11 protein-coding genes are annotated in these 12,478 nt (G+C 35.3%); all 11 read right to left on the bottom strand.

What is annotated here, in order from left to right; genetic code table 11:
* Nucleotides 1–201: 201 nt before the first annotated feature.
* Nucleotides 202–2,307: a VapE domain-containing protein gene (locus tag ACZ2G0_RS14165; protein ID WP_470308169.1), complete on the bottom strand. Its 2,106-nt coding sequence runs from the start codon at nt 2,305–2,307 to the stop codon at nt 202–204.
* Between the two features lie 97 nt (nt 2,308–2,404).
* On the bottom strand, nt 2,405–2,686 hold the full coding sequence (locus ACZ2G0_RS14160) for a helix-turn-helix domain-containing protein (protein ID WP_011964270.1): 282 nt from the start codon (nt 2,684–2,686) through the stop codon (nt 2,405–2,407).
* A gap of 144 nt (nt 2,687–2,830) precedes the next feature.
* The gene (locus ACZ2G0_RS14155; RefSeq protein ID WP_470308168.1) at nt 2,831–3,739 is read right to left on the bottom strand and encodes a hypothetical protein; all 909 of its coding nucleotides are present in this window, start codon (nt 3,737–3,739) and stop codon (nt 2,831–2,833) included.
* Nucleotides 3,740–3,988: 249 nt separating this feature from the next.
* Nucleotides 3,989–5,206 (bottom strand): site-specific integrase, encoded by a 1,218-nt coding sequence (locus ACZ2G0_RS14150; protein WP_035671753.1) that lies wholly within the window; start codon nt 5,204–5,206, stop codon nt 3,989–3,991.
* Between the two features lie 665 nt (nt 5,207–5,871).
* Nucleotides 5,872–6,555 carry a haloacid dehalogenase type II gene (locus ACZ2G0_RS14145; protein ID WP_470308167.1) on the bottom strand — a complete coding sequence of 228 codons (684 nt, stop codon included), beginning with the start codon at nt 6,553–6,555 and terminating at the stop codon, nt 5,872–5,874.
* Nucleotides 6,556–6,570: 15 nt separating this feature from the next.
* On the bottom strand, nt 6,571–7,602 hold the full coding sequence (locus tag ACZ2G0_RS14140) for a glycoside hydrolase family 113 (protein WP_470308166.1): 1,032 nt from the start codon (nt 7,600–7,602) through the stop codon (nt 6,571–6,573).
* 188 nt (nt 7,603–7,790) lie between these two features.
* On the bottom strand, nt 7,791–8,480 hold the full coding sequence (locus tag ACZ2G0_RS14135; RefSeq protein ID WP_470308165.1) for a DUF547 domain-containing protein: 690 nt from the start codon (nt 8,478–8,480) through the stop codon (nt 7,791–7,793).
* Nucleotides 8,481–8,761: 281 nt separating this feature from the next.
* Nucleotides 8,762–9,034: a hypothetical protein gene (locus tag ACZ2G0_RS14130; protein WP_470308164.1), complete on the bottom strand. Its 273-nt coding sequence runs from the start codon at nt 9,032–9,034 to the stop codon at nt 8,762–8,764.
* A gap of 19 nt (nt 9,035–9,053) precedes the next feature.
* Entirely contained in the window at nt 9,054–9,629 is a 576-nt protein-coding gene (locus ACZ2G0_RS14125; RefSeq protein ID WP_470308163.1) for a sigma-70 family RNA polymerase sigma factor, read from the bottom strand.
* 33 nt (nt 9,630–9,662) lie between these two features.
* On the bottom strand, nt 9,663–10,997 hold the full coding sequence (gene mptB, locus ACZ2G0_RS14120; RefSeq protein ID WP_470308162.1) for a polyprenol phosphomannose-dependent alpha 1,6 mannosyltransferase MptB: 1,335 nt from the start codon (nt 10,995–10,997) through the stop codon (nt 9,663–9,665).
* Nucleotides 10,997–12,478: a cellulose synthase family protein gene (locus ACZ2G0_RS14115; RefSeq protein WP_470308161.1), complete on the bottom strand. Its 1,482-nt coding sequence runs from the start codon at nt 12,476–12,478 to the stop codon at nt 10,997–10,999. The genes mptB and ACZ2G0_RS14115 overlap by 1 nt, the downstream gene beginning before the upstream one ends.

Genomic DNA, 12,478 nt, shown 5'->3' with positions numbered 1-12,478 from the left:
TTCAAGTGGCTGTTTGAGTGCAAATAGGTTGTAGTGTTTTATTGATTTGCTTTATTATTGGCTTATGTTACCCGATTGTTTAAAACTAAAAAAAGTAGTTTATGTTTTAGGTGTTTTTTGGTTATCCTATCCTATCCCTTATTTTAATGAAAAAAGGTGCAATTTGCACCTTTTTGACATTGTATTGATTTAATTGGAATCTTAGAAAGGAGTGTCGGATGAATTGCCTGTATTTTTCTCGTCTACTTCTTCATAAGTGAATTCTCTAATGGCGTAAACATATCCTGTTTTTATGCTGATTCTGATAAAGTTGTGTTTTTTGAGCGCTTTTCCAATTTTGTTTATAGTTCCATCATTGATATTTATTTTTGCTTTTTCTGCTAGTTTGGCTGCTATTTGAGAAGCGTTTAAAAATAGTGTTGCGTTTTCTCTTTCGATTGGTTCAAACCACGTTAAAAGCAATTCTTCCTCTGGGCTTCTTAGTTGGTATTGTTCGTTATTTTCGGTAATAGATTTAATTTCTTCCTGGTCAAACCAATGTCTAAAACCACTTTTGAAAAGAAACAATGCTTGTGAAAAAGCTAAATTAATATCAACATTGTGCTGGTATTGTATGTCTACTAACTCAAAACAAAGAAACCTTCTGCTTCCTGTACTGTCGTTTAAAAACTGTGCGGTATTGACACTTCCGGCAAACGATGCCCTTCTGGGCATTGTTTCGTTGTTATGTCCGTAGGCTTTTCTCATTCTTATTTGAGTTTTGGTGATGATTTCTTTAAGTGATCCAATTTCGGAACGGTTCAAGTTTTCCAACTCGTCCAAATTAATCAACATACATTCCGCCAGTTGGACCAAAGTATCTTTATTGTTTGGGTTTATGGTTCCAGAAAATAAATACTCTTTCAATTGCTTTGGAACGAGTTTCTCCACCCAGGTTGTTTTTCCTAATCCTTGTTTGCCACTAAAGACAATAACCGTGTGATTTATAACTTTTTCATCGAGAACACACCCAACCATTGCTACTAACCATTTTTTGAAACATTGCTGCCAAAGGTCTTGTTTTGTTGTGGTTATTGTATTGGCTAATTCGGTAATATAATCCGTCTTTTCGTCATAAGTAGGCAAATTAAAAAAGTAATCTTCGAATGGATTAAACAGCTCACAAAAATCGGAATACAATAAGTTTCGTAATGAAGATAAATTGGTTTTAATTCGACCTTTTAAACATTCTCGAAGCATTGAATTTTCTATAAAATCATTCATTACATTCCACTTCTTTTTACCGAAATACTGGAACTCTAATTTGCCTGAAACGATATTGTGCCGAAATACATATCTAGTTGATAAAAACAACTCTAAACGGTCTATTTGGGTTGGTTTTGGTTTGTCTTCGTCATCTTCATCTTCAGAAAAAGGTGTTGGGTTCTGGGTTTTAGGTTTTGGACTTTTTGAGTTTATTTGTTTTTCATTTTTGCCAAACTCTTGAATATTACCGTAAGCACTGTTGACCGCTTGTGTTACTTCTTTTTCGTCATAGCCAAAATCGATTAATATATATCCCAAAGCTTCTTGAAGTGAAACACCTTTTCGGTTTAGGTTACAGGCGAGTTGATGTACAAATACGTTGCGACTGCCTTCCACGAATTGTACTTTTTTTTCGGTGAATTTTATGCAGTGGTTGTAAATAGCATATTTGTCTTCGACTGGTTCTGGTTTTTGGTTTTTGGGTTCAGGTTGTGTTTCGGTTAAAGGCATTTCGACTGCGCTCAATGTGACAAATGTGGAAGCGTTTTCGTTTAGATATAGATTTTCATCCCAGGAATAAAAACATAGTCTTGTTACATCTTTGCCTGATTTGTCTATTTCCAGTTTTAAAAAGCTCTCGTAATGTGCTTGCACTAATAGAAACGCTTCTTTGTGATTGGCTTTTTCGGTATTAATTTTTACTAAAATTTTTAATCCGTTACCAGATGGACTTATGAAGCTTGCAAAAGTAAATTCACTTTGATTGGCCAAATGCTTTGCATTTTGCAAATCAGCAGCACTTAATTTGTCAATATCCAAAATGATACAATTTGAATAATCCGATAGGAATTCCAATTTACGACCACCAACAAACTTTCCTGAAGGCGTGAATGCTGGAAGTGATTTTTTGGCTTTGTTGTAAGCTTCAGTTTTGTTTTCGGCAAGTGATTTTCTCAAGTAAATTATGCCCGGTCGGTACTTTCCTGTTTTGATTTCTTCTAAAATTGTTGAAATTGTTTTGTGTTCAACAACCTCGTTGAAATTCTTGAAAATGGTTACCATATTTTTAATTTAATGGTTAATAGTTGGCGGTTGTTGGTTCTCGTTTATGTGAGTTTTGCAATCGCAAAACTCACAAGTTCCGTTGCAGCTGCTCATACTATCGTCCTTTAAAAGATTTGTTGTAATGCTCCGTAAGGAGCTTTTCAACATCAGAAAGTTTGTAGTAGATTTTGTTTCCAACTTGGCTAAATGAAATTTTGCCTTCGTCTCTCCAGGTTTGAGCTGTACGTTTTGAAATTTTCATCAGAAGCAGGAATTCTTGATTGTCCAGAAAGGTTTCTTTCTTAGGATCAGCCTTGATAGAGATTTGGCTTTGAATTGTGTCTAATTTGCTCATTAGATCTGTGAACTGGTCTTTTGTGAAGATAATTGCATCCATTTTTAAAAGTTTTAAATTGTTATGGTGCAAATGGAAGAAATAAAAAAAAGTCCGATAAGTACTTTTTAGTCCGATAAGACTAAATAGTTTGTAAGGTGTTGATTATTATATGTATTACAAATAGTGGGTTTTTACAAAATCGGACTAAAATCTAACTTTGATGTCATTGTTGGGGTCTTTGTCGGTGCGATTTGGTGAAAGATAGGTTTGAACAGTGGCTTGTGAAAGCGGTTCGCCTTTTTCATCATCAAATATTAGGCATATAATTTGACTAATATCTTTGATTTTTCCTTGAATATAAGGTTTGCCATTTGGTTTCACATCAACCATCATTTGTTTAAAAGCATTTGTAATTATGTTAGTTGGACCATTTAATTTGATTTTTTGAAATGGAATATTTGAACTGTTTTCAGTAGCTTGTTTTTCTTGATTTTCTTTTTCAAAATCGTTTTTAACCTTACGCATTATTTGTAATTGCTCAATTAATTGGGTGCATTGTTTGTCGTAAGGCTGCAACTTATTATTAAGAGAAACGATATCCGCTTGGTTGTATTCAAAGATTTCATCCATTAAATAAATAATCTTGTCGTTAAAATTATCTAATGAATTTATATAGCTTTTTGCTTCAAAAAAAGAAAAATACCTATCGTCAGTATCTGCGTTAATTTGTCTTTTTGTAGCTTTTATTTTTGTGCCAACTACTCTTAAAGATTGCAGTTCTGTTCTTTTTTTATCAATTAAAATGTATAATTTATTGTATCTACTCATTGCTGTTTTGGAGCTGAAAAAGGCTTCATTATTGGCTAATAATTTTTCGAGTTTACAAATCCATATCTCTGGGTTCTTCACCTGGTTAAATTGATAATCGATAAATGCAGGAAATTGGGATTGTTTGAGTTCTAGAATTTTTGCAATTAAAGCATTGCAATAGTTTTGAATGTTGATTTTGTCTTCAACGATTATATCAAATAAAGGATTTTTGGCCAGAGCCGCAGGCACTGCCAATAATTCTACAAACGGAGCTGTTTGCATATTTTGATCCTTTGAATTCAAATTTTAGTATGTTTTTTTTGGTATTCATTTAGTATTGAAAGGTAATTAAAAGCTGTTTTTTATTTGTTGCTTTTTGGAAGTCCTAGTGTTTTCAACTAGAGTTCGTTTATCACTCGTTTCGAATGCTTTAAAAATTACTTGTTTACTCTGATGTAAAGTTATAAAATAAAAAAAATCCTTGTTAAAGGATTTTAGTTGAAGTTATTAACAATCGTTTAAGGTCAATAGAATAAGCACTTGACAGATTTTTTAAAAAATATAGTTGTCTACTGCTTTGTCCAGTTCTTCGCTGATGATTTTAGCATATACTTGCGTTGTGCTGATGTCTCGGTGGTCCATAAGTTTAGAAACGTGCTCAATTCTCATTCCATTATTTAACGCATTTGTCGCAAAGCTGTGTCTTGATAAATGGAAAGAAAGGTCGAAAGGTAAATTTATTTTTGTACCCATTTTTTTAAGATGCCAGTTTGCCAATTTATTGAAAGCTGCTGTTTGAAAATAACGTTTTGCTTCGCTATTCAAATAGCCTTCTTTGTCCATAATAATCGGAAAGATAAAATCATCGTGATTGGCATTTACTTTTTTGTATTTTTCTAAAATATCGATAGCCACTTTTCCAATTTTGAACTGGTGTACTCTTCCAGTTTTACGAATGTGTTTGTTGATTTTATGTTCAGCTTCATTGTAATTGGAATATTGCATTTCGATAACATCACTAAAACGTAATCCTCCGGCATAAATAGAGAAAAGGAATAAATCTCGCCACATCATAGCTTTTTTTCCTTCTATGAGCTTTAAATTGGTTAAAGCATCAATCTGTACTTTATTAAGAAATAATCTTTTAGAAGAGCTGATTTTGAGGGTTATTTTGCTAAAAGGAAACATTGTTTCTGGAATTACTTCTTCACGAATAGCATCTCTGAATATGGTTCCAAGCACAATTATGGAAAGGCGTTGAGTTGTATCTCCGTTGCCTAAAGTATCTCCTAAATGAAATTTATAGTCGTTTAATAGTGCTACGGTAATTTCATCAAAATACACATCCTTTGTTCCCATATATTTTTCAAATTTATCAACCTGGGAGGTGTATGCTCTGTAAGTGGAATAAGAAACAGTACTTTTGATTTTCTCTAATCTCTTTCTTGCATATTCAAAAAAGTTTGGCACTTCTTTTCCCTTTATGGCTTCTTTGAGCTTTTTAACGGACACCGTTTTTATTTTGCGTTCCATATCTGCAACCTGACCTTCAGCATCTGCAATCTTTTGAGATAATGCAGCATTCATTCTGGCACTATTGGAATGGTTCTTTTTTACTTTCTGCTTTACTTCATCCCACTCGTTCTCTTTGAGCTTCACTCCAGCAGTGATAAATTTCGTTTTTCTATCTTTTATAATTCGGATATACAAAGGGCTGTGTCCGGTTTGGTCTACCTGATGTGTTCTTAAAATTAGTTTTACTGATGCCATAATAATAGGAATTTAGAAATGTTATACTACTTTTGTAAATTAATGCAAACGAGTGAAAGTGTTGTAAATAAAGGGTTTTCAATTGGGTGCATCGTGAGACGAAGGTACAACATTGGGTACAACAAAACAAGTATTTCGTTGCTTTTTGTTGCTTAAAATTGCATTGTTCATTTTTATAAAGTCAATGAATACAACACTTTAAGTGCAAATGGGAGGGTTGAATGAAAAGTTGTAGATAACTTGTATATATGAGCTACAGCGTAGAGCCAATCTACATGATTTTGTTTGTAAATGCGCTACTTTATAGCGCAGTACTAACAAATATATAAATAATAATTTTATTACAAATCATCAATAAGATATTTTAATTCTTCGACCAATTGATACATATCCATAAGTGAAAAAACTTACTGCATTTCCAGTAATAAATGTAGATTACTTTATTAAAATTGATAGTATGAATATAAAACTTAACTCTTAAAAGTCTTTTCAAACGAGGATTTTCAATGGATTGCTTGTTTTTCCGCGTGAGGGATAGCAGTGAAAAGCCCACAAACAAGTGTAGCGCTAGCGGAACTTGTTGCGGACTTGTAACGTATAGCCCGACCCGCTGCACCCATGAAATAAGGGTGTAGCGGGTCACGCCCAAAGTAAAAAATGATACATTAGTATGCGGCTACTAATTGCTCCGCCATGGCCAGAATATCGGCGGCGATAAAATTAGGTGGTGTTGCTAAGGAATAGATCGATTGTCCTTCGCGGGTGATGAAACCAGTGGCCAAGCCTGCCTGTGCCGCACCTGCGATGTCCCAACCGTGCGCCGCTACCAAAAGCATTTGCTGGGGTTGTACTGCCAATTTTTCGGCTGCCCATAAATAGGTTGCTGCGTCGGGTTTGTATTTGGATATGGCATCGATGCTGAGTACTTGCTCAAAATAATGCGTGAGTTGTGAGTTTTTTAGTTGCTCCTGCAAAGCGGCATCAGGGGAATTGGTTAAGGTGATTAATCGGAAACCGTGGTCCTTTAATAATTGCAATCCCTTGATAACATCAGGGTAGGTTTGCAAGGATTTTATGATGGATAAAGTGTCTTTTATTTGGTCCTGCGTAACGCTTACGTTTAGCGATGTGGCAGCCATATCGAGCGTTGCCGCGGCGATGGTGGTGAAATTATGGTATTGATTGATGCTGTTAGATACGGTGGAATAGTGGAGTAACATCCCAAACCAAATCCGGAAACCTTGCTCTTCTTGTAAAAGAGCATTGATGGCTTTTTTTAAGGGCGTCATATCGAGTAGGGTTTCGTTTACATCGAATACGATTACGGGCTTAGTGGTAGTAGGAGTCATTGTGGGGTGCTTTATTTATTTGTACCATTTTTTGATGGTTTCCAGTGCTGGCTTGCCTTGGGGCGTGTAATCGATATTGTTTTTCTTTTGTTTGTGGTACTCATCGGCATACCATTTCCAGGCAAATCCGCCAGCAAACCACGATTTTTGCGATAGGGTTTGAAACAACGATTCGTATGCATTGGCTTGCGCCAAATTGTTGGCCGTGTTTTGGCTTTCGGTCCAAGGCTCTTTGGCGGCTTGATCTGAATTGCGGTAGCCAAACTCGGTAAAAAGGATTTTCTTTTTGATCTTAGCTTGTAGTTTTTCCATTTTTACGATATGTTCTTTCCACGCTTTATTGAGTTCGGCAACAGTAGGCGTCACAGCATCAGACAATGGGAAATAGGCATCGATACCGATATAATCGAGTTCGTTCCAGAAAGGGACTTTATCAAAATCATCCCAGTTGGCAGCATAGGTGAGTTTACCGGTATATACTTTTTTTATTTTTACAATTAGTTGTGACCAGTACTGCGGACGCTTAGCAATGGAGTTGCCTAGCTCGGTTCCAAAACAGAACAATTCCATTTTCTCGGATTGTGCCAGTTGGGCATAGTCCAGAATGTATTTTTCATAATCGGCTTCCCATTTTACCCATTCGGCATCCGTTTTAAAATCCAGATTTCCGGTATAGAAGCCATGATTAATCCATAAATGCGGTTTGAGCATGACGGTCATTTTATAATCGTGTGCGAGTTTGTTGCTTGCGATAATACCCTCAGTTCGTTCGCCCCACCATTGTCGTTGATTATTGTACCTAATGGCAGCATTGTCTACATCGACAAAAGCATAGGGAATTAAGGAAACGGCGTTCACATTATTTGCTTGTAACTCCTCGAGTGTGGTATTTTTTAACTCTTTAATGGGAGCTACTAAGTTCATCCCTTTGTACTCTATCTTGACTGCACGAGGCAATACCGGCTTTGCGGTGCTAAAGTGAAAAAAGGCATAGCTACTACTAATAATTAATAGCGCTAAGGAAAGTAGGACAGCATTTTTTTTCATAAAAGTAAAGTTACTTATTTTAAAAGCCGAAACTAAATTATTGCCGAATTTTAAGATTTATTTAAAATACAATGCGGTTATGGTACCCATTTATCGCTAGGTTAGCGTGTTTTTTTATCAGATGTCGGTTTCGAATCTTGTAAGTTATATGATTTCAGTAGTTTAAAAGGTAGTTGTAGTCTTTGGCATTAAACAAAATTTTCTAAATGCGTTTCCCAACTATAGTTTGAATACTTGATTTTATAGGGAGTCGTATCTAATTCTAGTACTTTAGTCAGTATTTGCTTTATGCCCTTTGTTCCGCCAAAATCAGCTCGGTACCAAAGCATTAATTTTGAGGTTGTAATGGTTTTAGTGGGATGATCTACAGTTGTTTCTTGCTCAAGAAAGGAGTACATGGCATTATCGAGCTGCTGTTCTATTTTTTCGAAAGTGTAAAAAGCGATAGGAGGACAGCTCTTGGCACCGCAGTTTAAAGCAAAGTGAATGCGAAAATCGATTTTTTGAACTTCTAAATCTTTTAAAAGGTTGGATGCAAACGGATTTCGTAGGTAACCAAAACTCCATTTCCAACGGTTTTTTCTTAAAATTCCGTGCTCAATGTCGTCAAGGCTAAAATAGTTATGTGCAATGCGAATCACTTTAGCACTAAAAATGGTTTTGCGGTTGGCTGTTGCTTTGCTCGCTTCTAATTGATAAATAGCATTGTAGATATTGATCCAAAAGGTTTTTTTAGCTTGGTCCGATCGAAGCACCGTTTTGAGGAGCGCAAGGTTTAGGGTACTTAAAGTTGCTATTTCAGTAGTAGCATCACTATTCATTTTTACGTTTAGTAATAACTTTTCAGTTAGCAAAAGTGCCGTACTATCTGTTTCCATTGATGGCTTAAAATTAAGGTTAGTGTTATGCGAAACAATACAATACAAAGTGCTACTAGTGCCGTTTAATACCTTTAAAATAGCAACTAATCGATGAAATTCGAAGGGTTGGGTCCTACTTATAAATTGAAAACTGAATCATTTTGCAGCCGATAAAAGCTAAATGTAGTGCCACTAATGGTTAATTTAATGTTCTTTTCCGGTAGCTTCTATTTTTTAAACTAGGATCGTTGTGGTTTATCATTTAAAGAGCTAACACTAATACTAGAAAGGATAAAGTATTAAAGCGTATTGATTTTTTCTATGATTTTTACTTTTCTGTCTGCTGCTAATTCGCTTGCTTCAGTAGCATTCACACCAAACCACGAACCAATGAACTTATCAATTAGTTTAGATTGCTGCTCGTAGGCTTTACAGGTACTGCACATCGATTTGTGTACGAGTAACTGTGTTTTTTCTTTTATGGATAGGGTAACAATCTCTTGTTTATCGATTAATTCGGTAGTTTTATTACAGGAGTTTACCAATAGATTCATTAATTTTTTCGTCACCATTATGATCTGTTTTTAGGTGTTAAGCCCATTTTTCTTCTAAGCATTTTTTCATTAACAGTTTTGCTCTGTGTACTATTTGCCAATAATTAGACACTGTAATTGCTAATTCCTGACAAATAATAGCTGTTTTTTTATCAGATAAATATTTTGATAACAAAGCTGTTTTCCATTTTTGAGGTAAACCTTCCATACAGTCGTCCATCAAGGCGTTGAACTCTGGGTTGTCGAGTAACTCTACCTCATGCTCCCAAAACGGATTGACCTCAAAATTTTCCCAGCAGCCCGTTTCTCTAAAAACAGCATCAGATAATTCATAGGCACTATTTTCATTAATACTAAAGGTTTGCTTTGTAGTTTTAGCACTTTTGCGATAATAATCGATTATTTTATTGTTTAAGATGGCAAACAACCAAGTTTTAGGCTGACTCTTACCTTCAAATGACTCTATTTTATCGAAGGCAGCCAGAAAAGTTTCTTGTACTAAGTCCTCAGCCGTTTCTCTTGAAGTGGTTTTATGAAAAGCCCAAGCGTACAGTCCATCACTGAATTGATTAACCCATTCCTCTACTACTTTTTTAGTGTTTACTTGTGCCATTGTGATGCTTTTAAAAGGCTACTATTTAAGTTTTCAAATATACCTTTTTTTAAAACCTAAAAAATATTTTTTTTCGTGCAACACGTACAATACTACCGCACTATATTCAATTGCTATAAGCCAGAAGTTCTCTTTAAATTCTGGAGTTGCATACGCAATGTAGCTCAGGAAAATCGTTGCACTCCAAACCACAGGAAAGTTGTATTTTGTGAAAACACCAATCAAAATTAAGTTGGTGATATACCAAGGATGCACTGTTGTTGAGCAAAAGAAGTAAACGGTAAGCACTAACAGGAAGCTGTTGAAAAGCTGTACTGTATTGCTCTCTTTTTCTTTTAAACTTTGGTATCCTATAAATAAAATAATACAAACCGGTATAATTTTGCCAGTGATGTGAATAATGTTATAGCCCGTAATCCAAAACCCGATTTCTCTAATTATGTAGTAAATACTAGCATTGAATTCAAAATTCGTAAACCATAAACCAATAGTTTCACTGTAATTTTGAATGAGCGCATTGGAAAGAAAAGGCAGAAAGAGGAATAGGTTAACTCCTATCACTATGATATAAAAAAGAATGGCTTTGGTCCATCCTAATTTTTTAAGGAACAAGGGGAGTAACAATAGCGGCAATAGTTTTACCGATATGGATAGCGCCAAAATTACAGCAGCCGTTTTCCATTTATTTTGCTCTAGCAGATACATAGACCAAACGAAGAAGAAAAGCATCACGCCCTCAAAATGTAAATTTCCTGTAAGTTCAACGAGCACTAACGGATTTAAAATAAAGTAGAAAATGCGGTGTTTTTCTATTCCTAGGCGAACGAGTATTTTAGTTCCAAAGTATAGGGTTCCTAAATTGGCTGCGATTATAAGTAGGCGCATGGCAACAACGGTACTTAGTATGGAAGTACCACTACAAAAGGCTGCTATTGCAAATAAAAACTGGTTTACAGGCGGATAGTTAGAGTAATGCTCCGCGCTTAAACTTCCCATGCCATTGTATAAATCTTGCGCGTTAGGGATATTGAGATTCGGTTGTAAAATAAGGTCTTTAGGCAACTGCAGATACGGATTCATCTGCTGAATTAGCAAATGTCCATCCCAAATGAACCTAAAATAATCTTGTGACAAATTAGGCGAAGCCAAGAGAAACAAAAACTGAAATCCAACAGCCGTTAGAGTGAGGAATTTGAAATTGTCTTTTTGTATTTTTATAATTTCTAGAAAACAATAAAATAAAATACCAACAGCGATTATCAGGTGAAGGAATTGGGAACGATCTAGAAAATAAGCGATATACGTATACGCAAGAAGACTTATGATTGTTAAACCATAAGTCTTCTTGTAATTTAGATTAGACACCATTACTTGTTACCCAATATTGATTTAAAAAATACAAACCCAAAACCTAAAAATAACATTAAATGTAAGGCAATCAAGCTGTAATCGTCAAGACGAATGGCACTGTACATAGCAAAAAGGAAATAGAGGATAAGCATCCCTTCGGCAATGATGTTTTTAGAAATGGTTTTCGAGATGTAGGTATTTTGCTTCCATTTATCTTTTAACGCTTCGATATTTAATTTTGGAGTTCGGACAAATTCACTTTTTTTACCCCACAAGCCTTCTAAAACGGCAATAGTATTGTGAAAAGAGAAGCCCATTGCTATGGTGTAAAAGGTAATGAACAATCCCATATAACTTAAGAAGTTTTTAAATCCGCCGCCGTGAATACTTTTATAAGTTGCCCAATAACTGATAAAAAATAGGATCGAAGTGATGATAAAGAAGATAAGGATATCAAACACTTTACTAAACACACTGTATTCATTTTTGATATACAGCATCGGCACGCTTAAAATCGCCATGGTAAAAATCGCCAGAAACATCGTGCTATTGAGCAAATGCAACATACCGTGGGCTTTGGTTTTAAAACCTATTTCCTTAGATTGTAATACACGGGAAGCATTTTTGCTAAAATTTTCGGCTCCACCTTTATTCCATCTAAACTGTTGCGATCGAGCCGCACTAATTATAGCGGGAAGTTCAGCGGGAGTCACTACATTTTCTAGGTATTTAAATTCCCAGTTTTTTAATTGCGCACGGTAGCTCAAATCAAGATCTTCAGTTAATGTGTCACTTTCCCAATTTCCTGCATCGATGATGCATTGCTTTCTCCAGACACCAGCAGTACCATTAAAGTTAATGAAGTGTAATTTTGAATTTCGTCCTACTTGTTCCAGAGTAAAGTGTGCATCAAGTGCAAAAGCTTGAATTTTAGTTAAAACCGAATAATCGCGGTTCAAATGGCCCCAACGGGTTTGGACAACACCAATTTTTTGATTTTTAAAATAAGGAATTGTCAAGTAAAGCCAATTTTTTTGTGGCACGAAATCAGCATCAAAAATAGCTATAAATTCGCCCTTAGCAGTCGTTAAACCTTCCTTTAAAGCGCCGGCTTTATATCCAGTTCTATTCGTTCTTTGAATGTGTTTAATATCTAAACCTGTTGCAGCAAGCTGTTTAATGAGTGCAGCGGTTTCTATGACACTATCATCAGTACTATCATCTAGCACTTGAATTTCTAGTTTGTCTTGGGGATAGTTCATTTGCGCAATCGTAGTCAACAAGCGTTCAACTACATACTTTTCGTTAAAAATGGGTAACTGAATAGTAACCAAAGGTGTTTCATCAGGATTTTCAAGATTGTATTGCATAGAGGAATCCTTTTGTTTTTTACTTTTAAGGTAATTTAGCAAAAGGTTAAAGTGCGCTAAACTATATAAAAATAAGAGAACAATAGAGATGCTGTAAAGTAGGACTATGATATATGAAAGTTGTAACAT

It is taken from the genome of Flavobacterium sp. KKT103, assembly GCF_055640565.1.
This window is presented reverse-complemented; position numbering and strand designations above follow the sequence as displayed.

Excerpts from the sequence above, each read along its gene's own strand:
- ACZ2G0_RS14130 (WP_470308164.1), bottom strand. The coding sequence starts at position 9,034 with ATGGTGACGAAAAAATTAATGAATCTATTGGTAAACTCCTGTAATAAA.
- ACZ2G0_RS14150 (WP_035671753.1), bottom strand. The coding sequence starts at position 5,206 with ATGGCATCAGTAAAACTAATTTTAAGAACACATCAGGTAGACCAAACC.
- ACZ2G0_RS14160 (WP_011964270.1), bottom strand. The coding sequence starts at position 2,686 with ATGGATGCAATTATCTTCACAAAAGACCAGTTCACAGATCTAATGAGC.
- mptB (WP_470308162.1), bottom strand. The coding sequence starts at position 10,997 with ATGGTGTCTAATCTAAATTACAAGAAGACTTATGGTTTAACAATCATA.
- ACZ2G0_RS14140 (WP_470308166.1), bottom strand. The coding sequence starts at position 7,602 with ATGAAAAAAAATGCTGTCCTACTTTCCTTAGCGCTATTAATTATTAGT.
- ACZ2G0_RS14125 (WP_470308163.1), bottom strand. The coding sequence starts at position 9,629 with ATGGCACAAGTAAACACTAAAAAAGTAGTAGAGGAATGGGTTAATCAA.
- ACZ2G0_RS14145 (WP_470308167.1), bottom strand. The coding sequence starts at position 6,555 with ATGACTCCTACTACCACTAAGCCCGTAATCGTATTCGATGTAAACGAA.
- ACZ2G0_RS14135 (WP_470308165.1), bottom strand. The coding sequence starts at position 8,480 with ATGGAAACAGATAGTACGGCACTTTTGCTAACTGAAAAGTTATTACTA.
- ACZ2G0_RS14165 (WP_470308169.1), bottom strand. The coding sequence starts at position 2,307 with ATGGTAACCATTTTCAAGAATTTCAACGAGGTTGTTGAACACAAAACA.
- ACZ2G0_RS14115 (WP_470308161.1), bottom strand. The coding sequence starts at position 12,478 with ATGTTACAACTTTCATATATCATAGTCCTACTTTACAGCATCTCTATT.